This window comes from Phenylobacterium sp. (genome assembly GCF_046463815.1).
Taxonomy (GTDB): Bacteria; Pseudomonadota; Alphaproteobacteria; order Caulobacterales; family Caulobacteraceae; genus Phenylobacterium.
The window spans coordinates 85,085-107,280 of sequence record NZ_JBKBRO010000004.1; the positions used below are offsets into that span (position 1 = coordinate 85,085).

Below are 22,196 nucleotides of genomic sequence, written 5' to 3' on the forward strand. Positions count from 1 at the left end.
CGCGCCAGGCCCGACCGGTGGATTTGAGCGGTCGGTATTCCTTGGCCGGTAAGACCTTGCAACGCCCTTGGGGCAAGAATGTTGCGATGCAAAACGCCTGACCCCGCACGACAAACAAAGAAGGCGCGCGGTCCGCGCGCCCTCAGGTTGTTAATCGGGAAGAACAAAATACGAGAGACCCCGACTTTCCTCCAGATGTCGAACAACGACAACCCCTTGGCCGGACCGAACGCCGCCGTCAGCTTACGGGCATTCAGTTATCGCCATTCATTCGCCTCATTTGGATTGACGGCCAGCCTTGCGTGTTTCAGCTTTGCAAGCAAGCGCAGGCATAAGCGCTCGATAAGGCTGCGGGGAGGCAGTTCATGGAATTCAGGCATCGCCTACTGGCGACCAGCGCCGTGCTGGCCGCCGTCATCGCGACATCCGCCCACGCGCAGGGCGGTCCCAACGTCATCGAGGAACTGGTCGTCACGGCGGAACGCCGCGAGCAGAGCCTGCAGGACGTGCCGGTCGCCATATCGGCCTTCACGTCCGAGGGGCGGGACCTGATCGGCATCACGTCCGTCCAGGACATGACCAACTTCACGCCGGGGCTGCAGTATTCCAGCCAGCTCGACCGGGTGAGCCTGCGGGGCGTGGGCCGGACCACCAACGTGCACGCCGCCGACCCCTCGGTCTCGGTCTATTCGGACGGCATCTACACCACCTCGACGGTGGAGGCCGGCAAGACGCCCCTCTTCCTCGACCGCACCGAGATCCTGCGCGGGCCCCAGGCGACGCTCTACGGGCGCAACGCCATCGCCGGCGCCATCAACCTGATCTCCAGGCGTCCGACCGAGGAGTGGTACGCCGAGGCGCGGGCCACCTACGCCAACTACAACCGCCACCTGATCGAAGGCGCCGTCTCGGGCCCGACCGCGATCCCCGGCGTCCTCTTCCGGCTGACCGCCAACTGGGAGAAGCAGACCAAGGGCTGGTACGACAACATCGTCCCGGGCATGCCCGACGAGGGCAACGTCATCGACACCAACATCGTCGAGGGCCAGCTCAGGTTCGACTTCAACGACAACTTCGAGGGCTGGGCGAAGCTGACCACCATCGTCTGGCGCAACGGCGGCGGGGGACCGGGCTCGCGCGGCACCTGGACGCCCGCGCCCTACTCGACCTTCCAGGTGGCCAACGCGGCGACCACCAACGACCCGGGCTACGGCTGCAGCGGCCGGACGACCAATGTGCTGAACCGATCGCCGCTGGGCTGCACCAATCCGCAGCTCGACGATCCGCGCAAGATCGCGTCCACGGTGCCCTTCCAGGTCAAGCTGGACGACACGCTGATCTTCGCCAGCGAATGGACGTGGCACGCCTCGAACTTCGACGTGAAGTACACGACCGGCGGCGCGCGCTACCACTACAACCTGAACCGGCCGCCGAACGACAACGTGGCGCCGGTGGAGCGCTTCACCCTGCCGGGCGGGCTAACGATCTTCCCGCAGCAGCTCTACAACTACCAGGAGCGCGAGGAGTGGTGGAGCCACGAGCTCACGCTGAGCTCGACCCATGACGGGCCGCTGCAATGGCTGGCCGGCGTCTACTACTGGAACGAGCACTACGAGCAGCCGACCTCGACCTATCTCTTCCAGCAGAGCCAGATCGCCAACCCGACCGGCTCGAGCTGCCCGCGGTTCGGGAACGTCTGCCCGCCCAACCCGCTGCTCCAGCGGACCTATGACGAGCCCCGGTTCCACATCCAGTCCAAGGCCGTCTACGGCCAGGTCGACTACGCGATCACCGACACGCTGAAGTTCACGGCAGGCGTCCGGTACTCAGAGGACACCAAGAAGGGCTCGGAAGAGGCCCGCGTCATCTGCTTCGCCTTCTTCGCCTGCACCCCCGGGTTCTATCCCGAGCAGCTCAGCATCTTCACGCCGGCGGTGGACATCACCCAGTCGCTGTTCATCCCGCGGGCGACGCCGCCCCAGGGCGTGTCGAGCGACTTCACCTTCGATCCGGCGACGGGCCGGGCCCGGCGCGAGTACGACGGCAAGTGGGATCAGGTGACGGGAAGCGCGGGCTTCCAGTGGGAGCCCGACAGCGACACCAACGCCTATCTCCGCTACTCCAAGGGCTACAAGCCCGGCGGCTTCCGGATCGGCGTGGACACGGCGCTGACGGCCAATCCCTACACCGACAAGGAGACTCTGGACGACATCGAGGTCGGCGTGAAGAAGACCTTCGGGAACTTCCAGGCCAACGTCGCCTTCTTCAACTACTGGTACAAGAACGCCCAGATCCCGCTGACGGTCGTGGACACCTCGGGCGGCCTCGTCCAGGCCAACTCGGTCTTCTACAACGTGCCCAAGGCGGTCTCCCGCGGGGTCGAGATCGAGACCATCTGGCAGCCGATCAACAACCTGCAGATCCTGGCCAACTACTCGTACCTCGACTCCCACATCACCTCGGCCCGCGGACCGGTCGACCCGGCCGACCCGGCGGCGCTCGATCCCGACGCCAATCCGATCGGCTCGCTCGCCGACTGCGCGGCGCGGCAGGCCAACGCCAACCCCGCCGACAACTGCGCCGCCGACCTCTTCTCGCTGCTGCAGGGCGGCGGGTTCCAGCTCGGCCAGGACCTGAAGGGCCAGAAGCTGCCCAACGCGCCCAAGCACAAGATCGCGGTCAACGTGAACTACACCTGGGAGTTGGACGCGGCCTCGATCACGGGCTCGGTCAGCTACAGCTGGCGGGCGGCCCAGTACGGCAGCATCTTCAACCGCTCGTACACGCGCTCGCCGTCCTGGGACCAGGTGGACGCGCGGATCAGCTACAAGCCGAACAACGACAAGTACACGGTCATCCTGTTCGTGAAGAACCTGCTGGACGACGTGGGCTACGAAGGCGGCGCCACCGCCTCGCGGCGCGAGGGCTACGTCGGCCCGGCCACGGCCTCGGCGCCCGGAACGCCGGTGACGGTGATCCCGGTCTCGCAGGGCATCTCCACCACCTATCCCATCACCCCGCCCCGCACCTACGGGATCGAGCTTCAGTACCGCTTCTTCTAGGGGGGAGTCGGAAGCGGTATCTTCGGGGCGCTTCGCCGGGGTGGCGAAGCGCCCCTCCTTTTTTCGGATCTAGGCGGGAACGGTCGAAACGAGGCCATCCAGGCGCACAAGCAACCGGTCCCAGGCGGCGTCCGTCTCGGCCGTCCAGTCGCCGGCCAGGACATCCCGGCACGCGTCCCGGATCACGCGGAAGAAGTTGGCGAACGCTTCGGCGGGCACGCCCAGGTCCACGTGATTCACGCGCTCGGCCCGGATCATGTTCTGGGCATAGGCCCCGTCGAGGTCGAGCAGGCATTCGAAGGCCCGCGCCAGCATCTCGCCGCGCACCGCGCCTTGGGTGTCGCGCCAGAACAGCGGCTCGGTCTCGGGATAGTCCCGGAACAGGCGGCCATAGACCAGCGGCGCGGGATCGCCCACGCGCTCGGCCACCAGATCCAGGGATCGGGTGACGGGGTCCTCTGCGGACGTCACGGCCTGCCTCCATCAATGGTGGCCGCAGGGTAGCTGCGTTACGCGGCGTCCTCCAACGCCCGTTCGACGGCGATCGCCAGGTCGAGGGCCCGGATGGCCTCCTCGGCGTTCACGATCGGGCGAGGCGCCTCGCCGCGCACGGCCTGGAGGAAGCCCTCCACGCTGGCCCCCAGCGGATCCGTCGCCGCCGGGGTGTCGGCGAAGTCGGCATTGAGATCGAAGGGCGTGGTGTTGCGGAAGGTCCTGGCCACGAAGTCGATCTCCACCTCGCCGGAGGGATAGACCACCCGCATGGTGCGCTTGCGGCCCCCGGCCATGCGCGAGACGTCGAAGCGTGCGGTGAAGCCGGAATCGAAGCTCACCTCGGCGCGGGCCTGGTCCCAGGAGCCGCTGGGGCCGATCGCCCCCTCGCCTTCCGCTGTCACGGGCTCGGCCGTGGCGATCGAGAGCGCCAGGTCAAGGTCGTGCACCATCAGGTCCAGGACGGCCGAGACGTCGCGGCTGCGCTCGGACGGCGGGCCGTGGCGCAGGGCCTCCAGCAGCAGCGGCTGCTCGGGGGCGTCCAGCAGGCCCATGGCCCGGAAAACCACCCGCTCCTGGTGGCCGCAGGCGACCACCAGCCCCCTGGCGGCCGCCTGGGCCCGGATCTTCTCGGCGTCGGCCACCGAGACGGCGATGGGCTTCTCAACATAGACCGGCTTGCCGGCCGCGATGGCGGCCAGCGCATGCTCGGCGTGAAAGGTTGCCGGCGAGGCCACGGTCACGACGTCCACGGCGTCCAGGAAGGCGTCCATCTCGCGGAAGGCCCGGCCGCCCAGCGGCAGCGCGACCTGGGCCGCGCGGTCGGGATGCGCATCCAGGACCGCCGACAGCACGACGCCCGGCAGGCGCGCGTACTGGCGGGCGTGATAGCCGCCGAAGACGCCGGCGCCGATCACGCCGCCTCTCAAGACCTCAGGCATGGACTTCCTTCCGGTGGGCGCGGCCCGCCTAGCACGCTCCGCGCCCTCGACGCCACCCGGGGCGCCGGCTAAACAGTTGTTTGAACAACGACCCCGGGAGGACTGCCATGACTGTGTCGCGCGAAATCCGGCTGAAGAGCCGCCCTTCGGGCGTTCCGACGCACGACAACTTCGAGCTGGCGAGCGTCGAACTCCCCGCCCCTGGCGCGGGCGAGGTCCAGGTTAAGAACCTCTGGATGACCGTCGATCCCTACATGCGCGGCCGCATGAACGACGCCAAGAGCTACGTCCCGCCGTTCCAGCTCGGCGAGGCGCTGCAGGGCGGGGCCGTCGGCGAGGTGACGGCCTCGAACGACCCGGCCCTGAAGCCCGGCGACCTCGTCCAGTCGATGTTCGGCTGGCGCGAGGCGTTCAACGCCCCGGCGGGCGCGCTCCAGAAGATCGACCCCCAGGGCCTGCCGCCGCAGGCGTTCCTGGGCGTGGCCGGCATGCCGGGCCTGACCGCCTATGCGGGCCTGCTGCGCGTGGCGGGCCTGAAGGATGGCGACGTGGTGTTCGTCTCGGGCGCGGCGGGCGCGGTGGGTTCGCTCGTCTGCCAGATCGCCAAGGCCAAGGGTCATACCGTCATCGGTTCGGCGGGCGGCGCCAAGAAGGTCGCGTTCCTGAAGGAGATCGGCGTCGACGCGGCCATCGACTACAAGGCCGAGCCCGACCTGACCGCCGCCCTGCTGCGCGCCGCGCCCAAGGGCATCGACGTCTACTTCGACAATGTGGGCGGCGCGCACCTGGAAGCCGCGCTGGAGGCCGCCCGCCCGTTCGCCCGCTTCGCCGAGTGCGGGATGATCTCGATGTACAACTCCACCGAGCTGCCGCCCGGCCCGCGCAACATCGTCCAGGTCGTGGGCAAGCAGATCCGCATCCAGGGCTTCATCGTTTCCAGCCACGCCGACATGCTGGCCGACTTCCAGCGCGACCTGGCCGGCTGGGTGCGCGAGGGCAAGGTGAAGTGGAAGGAAACCGTGTTCGAGGGGATCGAGCGCGCGCCGGACGCCTTCCTGGGCCTCTTCACGGGCGAAAACCTGGGGAAGATGCTGGTCAAGCTGGCCTGACCGTTGGTTCGCGGGGAATGAGGGGCTAAATAGCCTCTCGTCCCCCGAGCCTCCGGAGCCGCCCGTGCCGCGCCTGTTCAGCGCCTATGTGATCGTCGACTGGAGCGCGGCCGCCAAGCCGACCACCGGGGCGGATTCCGTCTGGATCGGCGTGCTGAAGCGCGACGTGCGCTTCCGCCTGGCGTTCGAAAGCTACAATCCGCCGACCCGGGCCGAGGCCGAGACGCGGCTCGCCGCCATCCTCGACGACCTGAAGAAGCGGAACGAGCGCGCCCTGCTGGGCTTCGACTTCCCGCTGGGCTTCCCGCGCGGCTTCGCCGAGGCGCTGAAACTGCCCGGCGAGCAGCCCTGGCGCGCGACGTGGGACCAGCTCGACAGGATGGTCAAGGACAAGGCCGACAACACCAACAACCGGTTCGGCGTGGGCTCCGAGATCAACCGGCGCCTGACCGGCGGCCCCTTCCCCTTCTGGGGTTGCCCGCCCAAGGACGCGCTGACCACCCTGCAACCCAAGCGCACCCGCGCGCACGGGCCGGACGACCTGCCCGAGTTCCGCCATGCCGACCTCGCGGCCAAGGGCGCGGCCTCGATCTGGAAGCTCTACTACAACGGCTCGGTCGGCGGTCAGGCGATCCTGGGCATCCCCCTCGTCCGCCGGTTGAAGCTGGCCCGCGGCGAGGCGTTCAAGACGTGGCCCTTCGAAACCGGCTTCAAGGCGCTGACCGAGTCCGACCTCGCGGGCGTCGATGTGGTGGCCGCCGAGGTCTATCCGTCGCTGCTGAAGGTCCAGCCCGCCGCCGGCGAGGTGAAGGACCTGGCGCAAGTGCGCGCCACGGCTGAACATTTCGCCAGGCTGGACGAGCAGAACAAGCTGGGCGCCCTGTTCGGCCCACCGAAGGGGACGCCCCCCGACGCCGTGCTCGACGCCGAGCGCGAGGAAGGCTGGATCCTGGGGGCGGGAGCCTAGGTCTTTCCCTCCCCTTCATGGGGAGGGTGGCGACCCCGGACTTGGTCCGGGGGAGACGGGTGGGGAAGCCTATCGTCAAGCGCCGAGCCCGGCCAAAACTCCCCACCCTGCCCGCCTCCGGCGGGCTGTCCCTCCCCATTAAGGGAGGGGAGTCAAAGCCCCCGCCGGCTCAGCATCCAGAACCGGCCGAGCAGCAGGGCGCCCGAGACGAAGCTCGCCACGATCACCGCCCAGACGATGCCGTCGATCCCCTGGCCCATCGGGATCGCCAGCCAATAGGCCATGGGGATCATCACCGCGATATAGCTGGCCAGATGGGTGCAGGTCGGCAGCCAGACATCGCCCCGGGCCCGTAGCGACTGGGCGGCCACCACCTGCAGGGCGTCGGGGAAGAAGAACAGGCACGAGAGCGCCAGCGCCGGCGCGGCCATGGCGATGGTGGCGGCGTCGCGCGTATAGCCCCCGGAGATCATGTGGGCCGTGGGCCAGATGGCGAGCGATATCACCAGGCCGAAGACCGCCGTGACCGCGAACGACACGGCCCCCGCTCGCGCCACGCCCGCGGGGTCGCGCGCCCCATAGGCCCGGCCCACGAGCACCGCCGCGCCGGTGGCCAGTCCCAGGGGGACCATGAAGACGATGGCCGCGACGTTCAGCACGATGGCCCAGGCCGCGACGGCCAGGCCGCCCATCCAGCCGGCGATGACGTTCATGCTGGCGAAGGCCGAGACCTCCAGGAAGTTGGAGATTCCCGCCCCATAGCCGATGCGGCGCTGCTCGGCCTCGGCCGCCCGGTTCCGCTCCGGCTTGTCGAAGACGCCGAGCGCGCGGGCCTCGGGCATGAGGAAGATGTAGCCCAGGGTGGTCAGCGCCAGGAACGTGCGCGCCCCGAAGGTGCCCCAGGCCGCGCCCACCGCCCCCATGGCCGGCAGGCCCAGGGTTCCGGGCACGAACAGCAGCACGAGGGCGAGGTTCACGACATTGGCCGCCCACATGGCGGCCGCCGCCGGTCCCGGCCGCCCCAGGCCCTCCAGCCAGAAGCTCGCCACGACGCTGACCGCATAGCCGGTCAGCGAGAGGGAGAAGACCAGCAGGGCGCGGGTCGCCCCGTCCGCCAGGTCCTTCTCCAGGCCGATCACGTGCAGGAAGGGCGGCCCCGCGATGGCCAGGAAGACCGTCGAGGCGACCCCGATCCAGAAGCCGTAGCCCAGGCCGCGCCGCAGCACCGCGCCGGTTTCGTGCCGCCGCCCCTCGCCGATGGCGCGCGCGGTCATCACCTGGACGCCCGAGAGCAGGCCGACCACCGCTGTCAGCACCACGCTGGTCGGCGCCCAGCCGAGGGCGTGGTAGCCGAGCTGTTGGGCGGAGAAGCGCCCCACGACCACGGCGTCGGTCAGACCCATGGTCATGATCCCCAGGCGCGCGAGCACCACCGGCCACGACAGCTTCAGGAGCTGGGCCAGGTCGGCGCGGACGAGCGAAGGGTTCTGGGCCGCCGGGCGGTCCATGGGCGTGTGATCCGAGGTTTCAAAGAGGCCGCGGACAGTGCGCCGCCGCCCGCGACCGGGCAAGCGAAGCTTGGCCCGGCGCGGTGATCGGGGCCGCCGCGTGGCCCTTCGGCCACGCGATCAGATGTTGACGGCCGCCCGCTTGGACAGGTCCACCCGGTCTTCCTTGAGCTTCTCGGCCACCAGGAAGGCCAGCTCCAGCGCCTGCTCCCCGTTCAGGCGCGGGTCGCAGTGGGTGTGATAGCGGTCGGCCAGGTCGCCCTCGGCCAGCGCGCGGGCGCCGCCCAGGCACTCGGTGACGTTCTGGCCGGTCATCTCCAGGTGCACGCCGCCGGGATGAACGCCCTCGGCCTTGCAGGTGTCCACGAAGCTGCGGACCTCCGAGAGGATGCGGTCGAACGGGCGGGTCTTGTAGCCAGTCGCCGCCGTCAGGGTGTTGCCGTGCATCGGATCGATCGCCCAGACCACGTTGCGGCCGCCGGACTTCGTCGCCCGCAGCAGGCGCGGCAGGCGGTCCTCGATCTTGTCGTAGCCGAAGCGGCCGTACAGCGTGAGCCGCCCGGCCTCGTTCTTCGGGTTGAGGGCGTCGACCAGACGCAGCAGCTCGTCGGGCTCCATGGTCGGGCCGACCTTCACGCCGATGGGGTTCTTGATGCCCCGGAAGAACTCGACGTGGGCGTGGTCGAGCTGGCGGGTGCGTTCGCCGATCCACAGCAGGTGGGCCGAGGTGTCGTACCACTCGCCCGAGGTGCTATCGACGCGCGTCATCGCCTCCTCGAAGCCCAGCAGGAGGCCTTCGTGGGACGTGAAGAACTCCACCCGGTGCATCTCAGGGTGCGTCTCGGGCGTCACCCCGATGGCGGCCATGAAGGTCAGGGCCTCGGAGATCTTCTCGGACAGCTCGCGGTAGCGCGCCCCCTGCGGGCTGTCGTTCACGAAGCCCAGGGTCCAGCGGTGGATATTGTAGAGGTCGGCGTAGCCGCCGCCCGCGAAGGCGCGCAGCAGGTTCAGCGTCGAGGACGACTGGGCGTAGGCCTGGACCAGCCGCTGCGGGTCGGGCGTCCGCGCTTCGGGGGTGAATTCCATGCCGTTGATGTTGTCGCCGCGGTAGCTGGGCAGTTCCACGTCGCCGACCTTCTCGACCGGCGAGGACCGCGGCTTGCCGAACTGGCCGGCCATTCGGCCCACCTTCACCACCGGCTTGCCGCCGGCGAAGGTCAGCACCACCGCCATCTGCAGGATCAGGCGGAAGGTGTCGCGGATGTTGTCCGCGTGGAACTCCTTGAAACTCTCGGCGCAGTCGCCGCCCTGCAGCAGGAAGGCGCGCCCCTCGGAGACGTCGGCCAGCAGGCTCTTGAGCCGGCGCGCCTCGCCCGCGAACACCAACGGCGGCATCTTCCGAAGCGATTGCTCCACGCGCGCAAGCTCGGCCGGATCCGGATAGTCGGTCGGCAGGTGCTTGGCGGGCTTCGATCTCCAGGATGCAGGCGTCCAGTGCTCGGTCATCAATCCAACTCCGCGCCAGGGGCGGGCTCGGGCCCGTGGCGGAAGCGGCTTCTACCCCGAGAACCCCGCCGAGGTCGATGATTTTGCTGCGCTGCGGCGATCGGCGGCGCGCGCGGGGGTCAAATCTGCCCCGTCCATCAGGCCGACGACGACCGCGGCCAGGCCGCCGAGCGCCAGCCACCATTCCTGCCAGACCCCGAAGTTGACGGCCGCGAAGACCAGGTAGGCGGTCGCCGAGGCGGCGCCGGCCGTGGCCGCCAGGTCGGGGGTCTCGCGCGACAGCCGCCGCAGCACGAAAAGCCAGACGAGCGCCGCCAGGATGGCCCCCGGCGCGCCGAGCTCCAGCCAGATCTGCAGCGAGCCGTTGTGCGGATGGAGCTGGATGGCCGGGCTGAAGGCGCGGCTGGCGTCGAGGCCCCAGCCGCGCAGGGGATGCTCGGCGATGAAATCCACCGCATGGCTCCAGTAGTCCATCCGCTGCGCCCAGGAGGCCGGCGCCTCGACGTGCAGGCCGAAGCCTCGCCCCAGGGCGCGCATCCCCAGGGTGACGGCGGGCGCGAGCAGGACATAGGCCGCGGCCGCGACGCCCAGGCCGCGAGGCGCCGAGCGGGGCCAGGTCCAGGCCGCGGCGCCCACGAGCAGGCTGAGGCCCACGGCCAGCACCGGCGCGTCGGCCAGGAACACCAGGGCCGCCGTCGCCGTCCCGAGGACCATGGGCAGGCCCAGGGCCCAGGGCCGTCCCGCCCGCACGCCGCCGGCCGCCGCCACGGGCCACAGGACGGCCAGGACGAAGGTCCCCTGGGCCAGGTTCTTGCCCGCCAGGTCCGGACGGGTCGGATCGCCGATGGCGGCCCTCAGCGCCTGGTAGATCGCCCCGCCGGTGGCCGCCTCGGCCAGCATTACAACCCCCACGATCGCCAGGCCCCAGGCCAGGACCGACAGCGCCAGGCGCCGCAGGGCCGGGGCCGCCCTGCGGGCCCCGCACCAGGCGCTCCAGTAGAGGGGAAGCTGCAGCGCGAGCTTCAACGCCACGCTGCGGTCGAGATCGTCGGGCCGGTAGGGACTCCAGGCCGTGGTCACGGCGGCCCAGACCAGAACCGCCAGCAGGACGACGGCGATCGGCCGATCCTCGTCCGTCAGGCGGAACGCCGGGAGGCACAGGAGACCCACGAGCCCCAGCAGCGGCGCGAAGCCCAGCGGCCCGACCCAGGCCAGCGGCGGCGTGAGCACGGCCGCGCCCACCATCACCCAGCCGCACCATCCTTCCACGCGCCCGGAGTGGGCGCTTCGAAGGGCCGGTCGCGTGGAGCCTTGGCGAGGCAGGATCAAGCCGCCTGGCCCAGCGCCGGGGGAACGTGTTTCTCGCGCATGGTGACCAGCTCCTCGGCCAGCGTCGGGTGCACGGCGCAGGTGGAATCCCACTGCGGCTTGGTCACGCCCATCTTCAGCGCGATGGCGGCCATCTGGATGATCTCTGGCGCGTCGGGGCCGACCACGTGGCAGCCGAGGATCTTCTCGCTCCCCTGCTCCACCACGAGCTTGATGAGGCAACGCTCCTCGCCGCCGGTGAAGGCGTACTTCATCGGGCGGAAACGCGAGAGGTAGATGTCCACCCTTCCCCCGTGCTTGTGGCGGGCCTCGGCCTCGGACAGGCCCACCGAGCCGATCGGCGGCTGCGAGAACACGGCCGAGGCGACCATCTCGTGGTCGAAGCTGGTGGGCCGGCTGCCGAACTCGGTGTCGGCGAAGGCGTGGCCCTCGCGGATCGCCACCGGCGTCAGGTTGATCCGGTCGGTGACGTCGCCCACGGCCCAGATGTTGTCGACGCTGGTGCGGGAGTACTCGTCCACCTTCACCGCGCCCCGGGCGTCCAGCTCCACGCCGGCGGCCTCGAGCCCCAGGCCCTCCACATAGGGCTCCCGCCCCAGGGCGAAGAGGACGACGTCGCTCTCGACTGCATGGCCATTGGTCAGCCGGCTGAGGAAGCCGGTGGCGGTCTTCTCGATGGCCGCGTGCTGGCAGCCCAGCAGGACCGTCACGCCCCGCTTCTCGATTTCCTCGGTCACGTGCGAGCGCACGTCGTCGTCGAAGCCGCGCAGGATGTTGGGGCCCCGGTGGACCAGGGTCGTCTCGACGCCCAGGCCGTTGAAGATGCCGGCGAACTCCACGGCGATGTAGCCGCCGCCGGCGATCACCATCCGTTTCGGCAGCTCGGGCAGGTGGAAGACCTCGTTGGAGCTGATCGCGTGCTCCACGCCGGGCAGCTCGTGCGGCATCCAGGGACGGCCGCCGGTGGCGATGAGGATCTTGGCGGCGGTCACGGTCCCGTGGCCGTCGATCTCGACCGTGTGGCGGTCCTTGAGGCGCGCCTTGCCGTGGAACAGCTCGGCTCCGGCGTTCTGCAGGTTGCGGACGTAGATTCCCGAGAGCCGGGCGATCTCCTTGTCCTTCTCGGCGATGAACTTCGCCCAGTCGAAGGCGCTCTCGCCCACCGTCCAGCCGTAGCCCTCGGCCACCTCGAAGTGATGGGCGAACTCCGAGGCGTAGACCATCAGCTTCTTGGGCACGCAGCCCCGGATCACGCAGGTGCCGCCGGCGCGGTGCTCCTCGGCCACGCCCACCTTGGCGCCCGAGAGCGCCGCCACCCGGGCCGCGCGCACGCCGCCCGAACCCGCGCCGATCACGAAGAGGTCGAAGTCGTGGTCCGCCACCTGGGGCTCCTTCAATCAGGGCTCGAGCGTCGTCACGCCGCCCGGCCCGCCGATCAACGCCTTGTCGGCCAGGTCCAGGAACAGGCCGTGATCCACGACGCCGGTGACGCTTTTCAGCGCCGCCGCCAGGACCGCCGGTTCCTCGATCCGCCCGCAGGCTGCGTCATAGATGAGGTTTCCGCCGTCGGTTCGCACGGGTTGGCCATCCTTGAGGCGCAGACGGGGTGCGATTCCGATGTCGCATTCGGCCAGGGCGTCGCAGATCCTGAGCGCCGTGGTCTTGTGCCCGAAGGCCACCACCTCGATCGGCAGCGGGAACTTGCCGAGCACCGGCACATGCTTGGCGGCGTCGGCGATGACGACGCAGCGCCTGGAGGCCTCCCACACCAGCTTCTCGCGCAGCAGGGCCGCCCCGCCGCCCTTGATGAGGGACAGGCCGGGGCCGATCTCGTCGGCGCCGTCCACGGTCAGGTCGATCTCGCGGGTCTCGCCCAGTTCCGCGACCTTGATCCCCAGGCTGGTCGCCAGATCGGCCGTGGCCTGGGAGGTGGGCACGCCCACGATGTCCAGCCCGCGCGCGGCCAGGGCCTTGACGAACCAGGCGGCGGTCGAGCCGGTCCCCAGGCCGACCACCATGCCGTCTTCGACGAGCGCCGCGGCGGCTTCGCCCGCGGCCTGCTTCTGGGATTCGGCGTCGCTCATGTCTTCGTCTTCGCGGCCTTTTCGGCGGATTTCAGCTTGCGGAAGCGAGCGGCCCAGCCGGGCTTCTCGGCCTGCGGCGGACGCGCCACGGCGAGCGCGTCAGGGGCCACGTCCTTGGTGATGACCGAACCGGAACCCGTCATGGCGCCCTGGCCCACCGTGACGGGCGCCACCAGGGCGGTGTTCGAGCCGATGAAAGCCCCCTCGCCCACGTGGGTGTCGTGTTTGAAGAAGCCGTCGTAGTTGCAGAAGATCGTGCCGGCGCCGATGTTCGCCCCCGCCCCCACCGTGCCATCGCCCAGGTAGGACAGGTGGTTGGCCTTGGCCCCCTTGCCCACCGCGACCTTCTTCACCTCGACGAAGTTGCCGATGTGGGCATCCTCGCCGATGTCGGCGCCGGGCCGCAGGCGCGCATAGGGGCCGACCAGGGCGCCTGCCCGCACCACCGCGCCCTCCAGGTGGCTGAACGCCCGGATCACCGCGCCGGTCTCGACCTTCACGCCCGGCGCGAAGACCACGAACGGCTCGACCATGGCGCCTGCGGCGATCTCGGTGTCCCAGGAGAAGTGCACCGTCTCGGGCGCGGGCATCCGCACGCCCTCGGCCAGGAAGCGCGCCCTCGCCCGCTGCTGGAACACCGCCTCGGCCTGGGAAAGCTGCATCTGGGTGTCGGCGCCCATGACCGCCGTCTCGGGGGCGATGTGGGCGCGGACGGTCAGCTCCTCGGCGTTGGCCTCGGCCACGATGCCGGTCAGGAAGTATTCGCCCTTGGGATTGTCGTTGGTGATCCGGGAGAGCCACCGGAACAGGTCGGCGCGGCCCGCCACATACATGCCCGCGTTGCAGGCGCGGACCGCCTTCTCTTCCTCGGTGCACTGGCTGGGCTCGACGATCCGCATGACGTGGCCGTCGGCGCCGCGGATCAGGCGCCCGTAGAGGAGCTGGTCGGCGGGCTCGAAGCCCATGATCGCCAGGGCCGCGCCCCCGTCGCGCAAGGCGAACAGCGGCTCAAGGTCCTGGGCGGTCAGCAGCGGGCAGTCGCCGTTCACGACCAGCACGTCCCCCTCGTAATCGGCCAGGGCGTCGGCGGCGCACAGCACGGCATGGCCAGTGCCCAGCGGCGGATCCTGGAGGACCGCGGCGGCCTCGCCCAGGCGCTTCACGGCGATCTCCCGGACGCCGGGGCTGTGGTTCCCCACGATCACGTGGATGCGGTCGCAGCCGGCCGCCTGCACCGTGTCGATCACCCGGTCCAGCAGGGTCCGGCCGCCCACGGTGTGCTGGAGCTTGGGAAGCGGCGACTTCATCCGCGTGCCCTGGCCGGCGGCCATGATTACGGCGGCGCGAGCAGTCATTCAGCAGGGCTCCGGTGCGCGCGAGTCATCGTCAGGGGAACGCCTTAGCAAGCCTTGTGGCCCGGCGCGACAACAGGCTAGCGTCCCGCACCTTCCCGGGGGAGCTTCCATGAAAACGTCCCAGCGTCTCGCCGCCCTGCTGGCTGCCTGCGCCATCTCGGCCCTCGCCGCCGCGCCCGCCGTCCAGGCCGCGCCCGACCGCGACCTCGAGGGCCGCTTCGCCGCCATGCTTGATCCCGCCGAGATGGGCGGCTGGCTGAAGACCATGGCCGCCGAACCCAACCACGTGGGCGCGCCGCACAACAAGGCCAACGCCGAGATGACGCTGGCCCAGTTCAGGGAATGGGGCTGGGACGCCCGGATCGAGACGTTCTGGGTGCTCTACCCCACGCCGCAGGAGGTGGCCCTGGAACTCGTCGGCGGACCCGGAGCCCCGTTCAAGGCCACGCTGACCGAACCCCCGATCCCCGGCGACGAGAGCTCGGCCCGCCAGCAGGGCGGCCTGCCGGCCTATGTGGCCTTCCAGGGCGACGGCGACGTCACCGCCCCCCTCGTCTACGTGAACTACGGAATGCCCGCCGACTACGACGCCCTGGAGCGCATGGGCGTGTCGGTGAAGGGCAAGATCGTCATCGCCCGCTATGGCCAGGGCTGGCGGGGGCTGAAGCCCAAGCTCGCCCAGGAACACGGCGCCGTGGGCGCGATCATCTATTCCGACCCGCGCGACGACGGCTACGCCGTGGACGACGTCTATCCGCAAGGCGCGGCGCGTCCGCCGCGGGGCTTCCAGCGCGGCTCGGTGGCCGACATGACCACCTTCCCGGGCGATCCGACCACCCCCGGTTACGCCTCGACGAAGAACGCCAAGCGCGTGCCGCGCGAGCAGGCCGAGACCATCCTGAAGATCCCCACCCTGCCGATCTCGTACGGCGACGCCCAGGTGCTGCTGAAGTCGCTGGACGGCCCGGTGGCCCCGCCGTCGTTCCGCGGGAGCCTGCCGATCACCTACCACGTGGGCGGCGCCGGGGCCGGCCAGGTCCACCTGAAGGTGGAGTCCGACTGGAGCCTGAAGCCCGTCTACAACGTCATCGCCACGCTGAAGGGCGCCGAGAAGCCCGACCAGTGGGTGGTGCGCGGCAACCACCGCGACGGCTGGGTGTTCGGGGCCACCGATCCCCTGTCTGGCCACGTGGCGATGATGGGCGAGGCCAAGGCGCTCGGCGCGCTCTCCAAGGCAGGCTGGAAGCCTAAGCGGACCATCGTCTACGCGAGCTGGGACGCCGAGGAGCCCATGCTGCTGGGCTCCACCGAATGGGCCGAGGCCCATGCCGCCGAGCTGAAGAAGAAGGCCGTCGTCTACATCAACTCGGATTCCAACGCGCGCGGCTTCCTGGGCGCGGGCGGCAGCCATTCCTTCCAGCACTTCGTCAACCAGGTCGGCGCAGATGTGAAGGACCCGCAGACCGGCGTCTCGGTCGTCGAACGCCTGCGCGCCCGCATGGGCGTGACCGCCGCCAGTCCCGGCGCCAGCGAGCAGGCCAAGGCGCTGGGCAGGATCGCCGCCGACCCGGCCCGCGACCTGCCGATCTCGCCGCTGGGGTCGGGCTCGGACTATTCGGCCTTCCTGCAGAACCTGGGCCTGGCCTCGCTCAACATCGGCTACGGCGACGAGGGCGAATCCGGCGGCGTCTATCACTCGGCCTACGACACCTATGAGCACCACAGCCGCTTCGTGGACCCCGGCCACGCCTATGCCGGCGCGCTCGCCGACACCATCGGCCGGATGGTGATCCGCATCGCCGACGCCGACCTGCCGGTGCAGCGCTACGGGGACTTCGCCGACACGGTGTCGGGCTATGTGGACGAGGTGAAGAAGCTGGCCGAGGCCAAGCGCGCCGAGGCGCAGACGCAAGGACGCCTGCTGGCCGCCGGCGCCTACAAGCTGGCCGACGACCCCACCCTGCCCCGCGCGGACCCGGCGCCGCTGGCCCCGTCGCCCGCCCTGGACTTCGGCCCGCTGGACGCGGCGACGGCCCGGCTCAAGACCTCGGCCGGCGGCTTCGACCAGGCCCTGGCGGCCAAGGGCGCGACGCTGTCCTCCGCCCAGAAGGCCCGCCTGGACGCCGTGCTGCTCACCCTCGAGCAGCGGCTGCTGCGCGAGAAGGGCCTGCCCTTCCGGCCCTGGTACAAGAACATGATCTACGCGCCTGGCCGCTTCACCGGCTACGGGGCCAAGACCCTGCCGGGCGTGCGCGAGGCCATCGAGGAACGTCGCTTCGCCGACGCGACCACCTATATCGGGCTCACGGCCGAGGCTTTGAACGACTATTCGGCCGGACTGGATGAGGCGACCGCGGTGATCAATGGCCGATAGTTCCCTGCAAGGCGCCGTCGTCGCGTTCGATCTCGACGGCACCCTGGTCGACACCGCCCCCGACCTGATCGGCACGCTCAACGTGCTGCTGGCCGAGGAAGGGGTGCAGCCGTTCCCGCTCGATCAGGCGAGGCCCTTCATCGGCAAGGGCGCGCGCTGGCTGATCGAGCGCGGCTTCGCCGAGGCCGGCGCGCCGCTGGCGCCCGAGCAGGTCCCGGCCCTCTTCGACCGGTTCATCGCCCGCTACCTGGAGCACATCGCCGACGAGAGCCGGCCCTTCCCCGGCTGCGTCGAGGCCCTGGACGCCCTTAAGGACGCCGGCGCCAAGCTGGCGGTCTGCACCAACAAGCTCACCGGCCTCTCGGCCTCGCTGCTGGGCGCGCTGGGCCTCGCCGACCGGTTCGAGGTGATCGTGGGGGCCGACGCGGCGCCCGCCATCAAGCCCGATCCCCGCCATCTGGCCGCCGCCGTGGACGCCGTGGGGGGGGAGATGGGCCGCACGGTCCTGGTGGGCGATGCGGCCACCGACGCCGGCGCCGCCCGGGCGGCCGGCGCGGGCCTGATCCTGGTCAGCTTCGGCTACACCGAGGTTCCCGCGGCCGAGCTCGACCCGGACGTCCTGATCCACCACTTCGACGAACTGCCCGAGGCCGTTTCCAGGCTCCTCGGCGCTTGCGGCGCGTGAGCCTTCCGGCTATACGCCGCGTCCTTCCCGCGCGACCTTCGGGACGCGCCTTCCGGCGGATGCGTAGCTCAGCGGGAGAGCACCTCGTTCACACCGAGGGGGTCACAGGTTCAATCCCTGTCGCATCCACCATTCCTTCTTTTTTTTGCGAGCCCTCCGGGCCGGCGAGCGGATCAGGCCGCATCGGCGACGTGCGCGCCGGCGTGCAGAGCCCGCCGATATTCGATTGAGGCGACCCCGAGCCAGTCCTGGCGCCGCACATCGCCCTCGCATGAGGCCGCCACAGCATACTGACGACCGGGGCCGCGACGGACCTCGCCGGGGCCAATCTGGAGGGTTGGAGCGGGTGAGGGGAATCGAACCCCTGACATTCAGCTTGGGAAGCTGACGTTCTACCTCTGAACTACACCCGCGCGGTCGGCCAGCGGCCGGCCAGGGCTCCACTTAGCCAGCCCGGCCGCGGGGCGCAAGGTGGGGCGCGGTCAGGCGCCGGCGGCCCGCCGTCGGGCGTCGCGGAGATGGGATTGGGGGCGAGGCCGCCCGCCAGCGTCAGGCCGCGCAGCACCGGACGGGCCATGGCCACGCCGGCCTCGGCGGCCGCGGCCGATCCATAGGTGGTGATCATGGCAGCCTCGCCGGTGCGGCGCACCGGGCCAGCGGGAGCGGCCTCACGCCGGCAGGCTGCCTTCCGGGAAGTACCGGCTTTCCAGGCGGCCCGAGGCCTGCCTCAGGGCGTCGATGGCCTCCTCCACCGCCTGACGCTGGGCCAGCAGGGCGTCGATGCGCTTCTGGAAGACCCTGATGGCGTGGGCGTTCTGGGCCACTTCGCCCTCCTCGTCGTAGAGGTCGAGGATGTCGCGGATCTCGGCCACGGACAGCCCCACGCGTCGGCCGCGCATGATAAGCGCCAGGCGCGCGCGGTCCTTGTAGGAATAGATGCGGGTCTGCTCGCGCCGGGCCGGGAACAGCAGCCCCTGCTCCTCGTAGAAGCGCAGCGCCCGGGGCGTGGCGCCGAACTCCTGGCAAAGCTGGGTGATCGAATAGGTCCGGAACGGCGGACGGCGAAGTTTCAGCGACATGGTTGGTCCTCCCTCAAAGCCCGAGGACAAGCCGGGCGATGATGTCACGCTGGATCTCGTTGGAGCCGCCGTAGATCGAGGCGGCCCGATTGTTGAGGTACCGGGGCATTGCGGTCAGACTGTGGTCCGGCCCCACCGGCTCGGCGTTCGAACCCGCCTCCCGCGCCTGCGGCTGGTGGACGCCCGCATAGGCGCCCGCGGCGTCCACGGCGATGGCGTCGATCCCCTGCAGGGCCTCGGTCCCCTGGGTCTTCAGCATCGAGGACGCCGGCCCCGGATTGCGGCCGCCGGCGATGGCGCTCAGCACCCGGCGCTCGGAGATGTCGATGGCCTCGACGGCGATCTCGGCCTCGGCCAGGCGCCGGCGGAAATGGGGGTCGTCGAGCAGGCCGTCCGCCATCGCGCGCACGCGTCCAAGCCCCACCTTCAGGCCCGGCGCAGAGCCCCCGCCCCGCTCGAACTCCAGGAGGTACTTGGCCACCGTCCAGCCCTGGTTCTCCTCGCCCAGCCGGCCGGACTTCGGCACGCGCACCTCGTCGAAGAAGACCTGGTTCACCTCGTGCTCGCCGGCGAGCGTGATGATCGGGTCGACCTTGATCCCCGGCAGGGTCATGTCGAGCAACAGGAAGGTGATCCCCGCCTGCGGCTTGCCCTCGGCGCCTGTCCGCACCAGACAGAACATGCGGTTGGCGTGGTGGGCGTGGGTCGTCCAGATCTTCGATCCGGACAGAACGTAATAATCTCCGTCGCTTACGGCGCGGAGCTGAAGCGACGCGAGGTCCGATCCCGACCCCGGTTCGGAGTAGCCCTGGCACCAGTAGTCCTCGCCCGACAGTATCCTGGGCAGGTAGCGCGCCTTCTGCTCGGGCGTGCCGTAGCGCATGATGCAGGGGCCCACCATCCGCAGACCCATGGGCGCCAGGTTGGGCGCGCTCGCCTGCGCGCATTCGGCCGCGAAGATGTAGCGCTGCACCTCGGTCCAGCCGGGGCCGCCGTACTCCCGGGGCCAGCTCGGGGCGGCCCAGCCCTTGGCGTGCAGGATGCGCTGCCAGACCAGGCTGTGCCGCGGCTCCACGAACACGCTGGTCTGACGCGCGCCGACCTCCCGCAACTCGGGCGTCAGGTTCTCGTCCAGGAAGGCGCGGACCTCGCCCTGGAAGGCGAGGTCCGCGGAACTCAACACAAGGTCCATGCCGTGTACGGCGGGATCAGAACCAGGCCCCAAGAATTTTGGCCGGAGCGGCGCCCCCCCCGTGCGCGGGGCGCCCAGGAAGGCGGCGAAGGTGCCGCTCTGAAGCGGCTGATCGACGACCACCTGGTAGTAGTCCTCGTTGGTGAGGTTCTGGGCCCAGAGTTCGACCGTCCACCGCTCGCTCTCGGGACCCACGCCCACGCGGCCGTTCCACAGCGTGAGCGGCTTCTGGCGCTTCATGGGGTCGAGGTTCGAGCCGGTGTTGTAGGCCGAGGTGTACCGGCCCGAGAGGCTGGCCCTGAGCTTCATGCCGCCGCCGAGCGGGCGGTCATAGGCCGTCGACCAGGACGCCGACCACAGGGGCGCGTACGACAGCCGCGAGGTGGGCAGGCGCGGCCCGATGCCGGCCGTGGGCGTGAAGTTCCCGTACTGGGTCACCGCATAGGTCACCCCGCCCGTCACCGTCAGGCCCTCGAAAGGCGTGCGGTAGACGAGGTCCAGGTCCACGCCCTTGGAGGTCACCTTGGGCACCGAGGCGACCACGAAGCTGATGCCCGTGTAGGTGTTGAGCTGGAAGTGCTTGAACGTCTGGTCGAAGACCGCCGCGTTCAGCAGGACGGAATTGCCCGCCAGGTTGCTCTTGAAGCCGGCCTCGTAGCTCTCGACCGTCTCGGCGGGGAAGCTGGTGTCGGGGTTGATCTGGCCGGGGCCGAAGCGGGCGCGGTCCAGGTTGAAGCCGCCGCTCTTGTGGCTGCTGGCGTAGGACACATAGGTCATCAGCTCGGGGCTGAAGCGGTAGCTGGCCTTCACCGTGCCGCCCAGGCGGTCCTCGGTGCGCTTCTGGCGGGTGTCGACGTTGTTGAACGCCGGGTCGGCGCCGGGGGCGCACAGCGCCGTGCGCGCCGCCGCCGGGATCGGCCGCACCAGCGCCGCGGCGCAGGCGTTCCCGGGCGCGGTGTTCCGGTACAGCGAGAACACCTTCTTGGTGTCGTCGGTGTAGCGCAGGCCGAAGGTCACCTCGAGCGCCTCGGTGACGTGCCAGGTGTTGTTGGTGAACAGCGCCCAGCCGGTCGAGCTGTGGTCGAACCGGTCGTAGGAGCCCTGGCCGGGGATGTAGTTGGTCCCGGCCGGCAGGCCGGTGAGCGCCGAGACGGCGGTGGGGTTCGTCCCGCCGGAGAGCAGCAGGCTGAAGTAGGTCTCGTACGACACGCCGAACGGGGTGAAGGCGCTCGAGTCGAGCTGCTCGTCCGAGTAGTAGCCGCCGATCATCCAGTCGAGCGGGCCGCTCGCGCCGGCCAGCCGCAGTTCCTGCGAGAACACCTCGAACTTCGAGAACGTGCGGCCGTCGTCGGGCCGGTACCAGATGTCGGCCGACGAGAAGTCGATGTCGTTGGCCTGCCGGTTGTCCCAGTTGCGCCAGGCGGTGATCGAGGTGAGCGTGACGTCCTTCGACAGGTCCCAGTCCGCCTGCAGCGAGACGCCCCAGTCCTCGATGCTCTGGTTGGACTCGCGGTTGGCGTAGGCCAGGCGGCTGAACGGATCGGCCGGGCGGCCCAGGCCGGCGTCGGTCGCCAGCGCGTCGATGATGGCGCCGGTGGCGCCCACCGAGGTGGTGACGTCCAGGCAGCAGTGTTCGTCGCGCTTGGTGTAGTCGGCCAGGAAGCGGAACTGCAGCGGGTCGCTGGGCAGCCAGAGGAGCTGGGCCCGGACCGTCGTCACGTCCTGGTCGTCGTTGTCGCCCTGGGAGCTGGGCCCGGCGCCGTTCTTCACGTCGTAGAAGCCGTCGCGCACCCGGCGCGCGGCGTAGACGCGGGCCGCCAGGGTGTCGCTGATCGGGCCGGTGACCGAGACGGACGCCCCGCGAGCGTCGTGGTTGCCGTAGGTCAGCTCGCCCTGGGCGCTGAAGTCGAACTCCGGCGCCTTGGTGATGACGTTGATGACGCCGGCCGAGGTGTTCTTGCCGAACACGGTGCCCTGCGGCCCCTTCAGCACCTCGATCCGCTCCAGCTCGCCCAGGTCGCCGAAGGCCACGCCCGAGCGGGCGCGGTAGACGCCGTCGATGACCGTGCCGACCGAGGATTCCAGGCCCGGGTTGTCGCCGATGGTGCCGACGCCGCGGATGCGGATGGAGGTCTGGGCGCCGCCCGTGGACGAGGTGACGCTGAGGCCGGGCGTCAGCACCTGCAGGTCCTTCACGTCGCGGACGCCCGCGTCCTGAAGCTGCTGGCCCGACACGACGTTCACCACGATGGGCACGTCCTGCAGGTTCTGCTCGCGCTTCTGAGCGGTCACGATGATGGTCTCGACGGTCGGGGCCGCCTCCTGGGCCAACGCCGGCGCGCCTGCGCAGACGCTCGCGATGACGGCGCCGGACGCCGCCCGATAGAGCTTCTTCATTCGTCCTCCCCGGCTGCCGTTCTGGTGGCGGTTATTGTTTCCTTCCGCCGGCGGCAGCACGTTCTCGAAACTTGCGGGGGCCCCCGCGCGGGAACAAGCTATCAAAACTGATAGGG

The 22,196-nt window shown here is 70.2% G+C and carries 16 protein-coding genes, 2 tRNA genes and 1 pseudogene; 6 read left to right on the forward strand and 13 right to left on the reverse strand.

The window, feature by feature from the left end:
- Nucleotides 1–365: 365 nt before the first annotated feature.
- Nucleotides 366–3,062 carry a TonB-dependent receptor gene (locus ACK4TT_RS03680; RefSeq protein ID WP_410212468.1) on the forward strand — a complete coding sequence of 899 codons (2,697 nt, stop codon included), beginning with the start codon at nucleotides 366–368 and terminating at the stop codon, nucleotides 3,060–3,062.
- 69 nt (nucleotides 3,063–3,131) lie between these two features.
- Here the strand turns inward: ACK4TT_RS03680 and ACK4TT_RS03685 are convergent, their stop codons facing one another.
- Together ACK4TT_RS03685 and ACK4TT_RS03690 are read right to left on the reverse strand one after the other, a co-directional pair.
- Complete coding sequence (locus tag ACK4TT_RS03685; protein WP_410212469.1) at nucleotides 3,132–3,533, reverse strand: globin; 402 nt, start codon at nucleotides 3,531–3,533, stop codon at nucleotides 3,132–3,134.
- 38 nt (nucleotides 3,534–3,571) lie between these two features.
- Nucleotides 3,572–4,495, reverse strand: coding sequence for a Gfo/Idh/MocA family protein (locus tag ACK4TT_RS03690; protein ID WP_409641489.1), 924 nt, complete (start codon nucleotides 4,493–4,495; stop codon nucleotides 3,572–3,574).
- A 107-nt stretch (nucleotides 4,496–4,602) separates the two neighbouring features.
- Between ACK4TT_RS03690 and ACK4TT_RS03695 the strand changes: the two genes are divergently transcribed.
- Both ACK4TT_RS03695 and ACK4TT_RS03700 read left to right on the forward strand, forming a co-directional pair.
- Nucleotides 4,603–5,604, forward strand: coding sequence for an NADP-dependent oxidoreductase (locus ACK4TT_RS03695; RefSeq protein ID WP_410212470.1), 1,002 nt, complete (start codon nucleotides 4,603–4,605; stop codon nucleotides 5,602–5,604).
- Nucleotides 5,605–5,668: 64 nt separating this feature from the next.
- Nucleotides 5,669–6,571, forward strand: coding sequence for a cobalamin biosynthesis protein CbiG (locus ACK4TT_RS03700; protein ID WP_409641495.1), 903 nt, complete (start codon nucleotides 5,669–5,671; stop codon nucleotides 6,569–6,571).
- 152 nt (nucleotides 6,572–6,723) lie between these two features.
- Here ACK4TT_RS03700 and ACK4TT_RS03705 read toward each other — a convergent pair whose 3' ends face one another.
- The 6 genes from ACK4TT_RS03705 to glmU form a co-directional block, all read right to left on the reverse strand.
- Complete coding sequence (locus ACK4TT_RS03705; protein ID WP_409641498.1) at nucleotides 6,724–8,079, reverse strand: MATE family efflux transporter; 1,356 nt, start codon at nucleotides 8,077–8,079, stop codon at nucleotides 6,724–6,726.
- 120 nt (nucleotides 8,080–8,199) lie between these two features.
- Nucleotides 8,200–9,585: a class II 3-deoxy-7-phosphoheptulonate synthase gene (locus ACK4TT_RS03710; RefSeq protein WP_409641501.1), complete on the reverse strand. Its 1,386-nt coding sequence runs from the start codon at nucleotides 9,583–9,585 to the stop codon at nucleotides 8,200–8,202.
- 51 nt (nucleotides 9,586–9,636) lie between these two features.
- Nucleotides 9,637–10,854: an O-antigen ligase family protein gene (locus ACK4TT_RS03715; RefSeq protein WP_410212471.1), complete on the reverse strand. Its 1,218-nt coding sequence runs from the start codon at nucleotides 10,852–10,854 to the stop codon at nucleotides 9,637–9,639.
- Nucleotides 10,855–10,910: 56 nt separating this feature from the next.
- Entirely contained in the window at nucleotides 10,911–12,296 is a 1,386-nt protein-coding gene (gene gor / locus ACK4TT_RS03720) for a glutathione-disulfide reductase (RefSeq protein WP_410212472.1), read from the reverse strand.
- A gap of 15 nt (nucleotides 12,297–12,311) precedes the next feature.
- The gene (gene rpiA / locus ACK4TT_RS03725; RefSeq protein WP_409641509.1) at nucleotides 12,312–12,998 is read right to left on the reverse strand and encodes a ribose-5-phosphate isomerase RpiA; all 687 of its coding nucleotides are present in this window, start codon (nucleotides 12,996–12,998) and stop codon (nucleotides 12,312–12,314) included.
- Nucleotides 12,995–14,353, reverse strand: coding sequence for a bifunctional UDP-N-acetylglucosamine diphosphorylase/glucosamine-1-phosphate N-acetyltransferase GlmU (glmU, locus tag ACK4TT_RS03730; RefSeq protein ID WP_409641513.1), 1,359 nt, complete (start codon nucleotides 14,351–14,353; stop codon nucleotides 12,995–12,997). Before glmU ends, rpiA begins: the two co-directional genes overlap by 4 nt.
- A gap of 109 nt (nucleotides 14,354–14,462) precedes the next feature.
- Between glmU and ACK4TT_RS03735 the strand changes: the two genes are divergently transcribed.
- From ACK4TT_RS03735 to ACK4TT_RS03745, 3 genes are all read left to right on the forward strand, one after another.
- Nucleotides 14,463–16,727, forward strand: a complete 2,265-nt coding sequence (locus tag ACK4TT_RS03735; RefSeq protein WP_409641516.1) for a transferrin receptor-like dimerization domain-containing protein — start codon at nucleotides 14,463–14,465, stop codon at nucleotides 16,725–16,727.
- Nucleotides 16,717–17,412, forward strand: coding sequence for a phosphoglycolate phosphatase (gph, locus tag ACK4TT_RS03740; RefSeq protein ID WP_410212473.1), 696 nt, complete (start codon nucleotides 16,717–16,719; stop codon nucleotides 17,410–17,412). The genes ACK4TT_RS03735 and gph overlap by 11 nt, the downstream gene beginning before the upstream one ends.
- Nucleotides 17,413–17,469: 57 nt before the next feature.
- A tRNA-Val gene (locus ACK4TT_RS03745) sits at nucleotides 17,470–17,544 on the forward strand.
- 206 nt (nucleotides 17,545–17,750) lie between these two features.
- On the opposite strand, the gene ACK4TT_RS03750 is transcribed toward ACK4TT_RS03745, so the two are convergent.
- The 5 genes and pseudogenes from ACK4TT_RS03750 to ACK4TT_RS03770 form a co-directional block, all read right to left on the reverse strand.
- Nucleotides 17,751–17,825, reverse strand: a tRNA-Gly gene (locus tag ACK4TT_RS03750).
- The gene (locus tag ACK4TT_RS03755; RefSeq protein ID WP_410212474.1) at nucleotides 17,816–18,037 is read right to left on the reverse strand and encodes a hypothetical protein; all 222 of its coding nucleotides are present in this window, start codon (nucleotides 18,035–18,037) and stop codon (nucleotides 17,816–17,818) included. Before ACK4TT_RS03755 ends, ACK4TT_RS03750 begins: the two co-directional genes overlap by 10 nt.
- A gap of 43 nt (nucleotides 18,038–18,080) precedes the next feature.
- The gene (locus ACK4TT_RS03760; protein WP_409641523.1) at nucleotides 18,081–18,491 is read right to left on the reverse strand and encodes a MerR family transcriptional regulator; all 411 of its coding nucleotides are present in this window, start codon (nucleotides 18,489–18,491) and stop codon (nucleotides 18,081–18,083) included.
- Nucleotides 18,492–18,504: 13 nt separating this feature from the next.
- Nucleotides 18,505–19,683 (reverse strand): acyl-CoA dehydrogenase family protein, encoded by a 1,179-nt coding sequence (locus ACK4TT_RS03765; protein WP_410212497.1) that lies wholly within the window; start codon nucleotides 19,681–19,683, stop codon nucleotides 18,505–18,507.
- Between the two features lie 156 nt (nucleotides 19,684–19,839).
- Nucleotides 19,840–22,080: pseudogene (locus ACK4TT_RS03770) on the reverse strand (TonB-dependent receptor); the annotation flags it as partial.
- Between the last annotated feature and the right edge of the window lie 116 nt (nucleotides 22,081–22,196).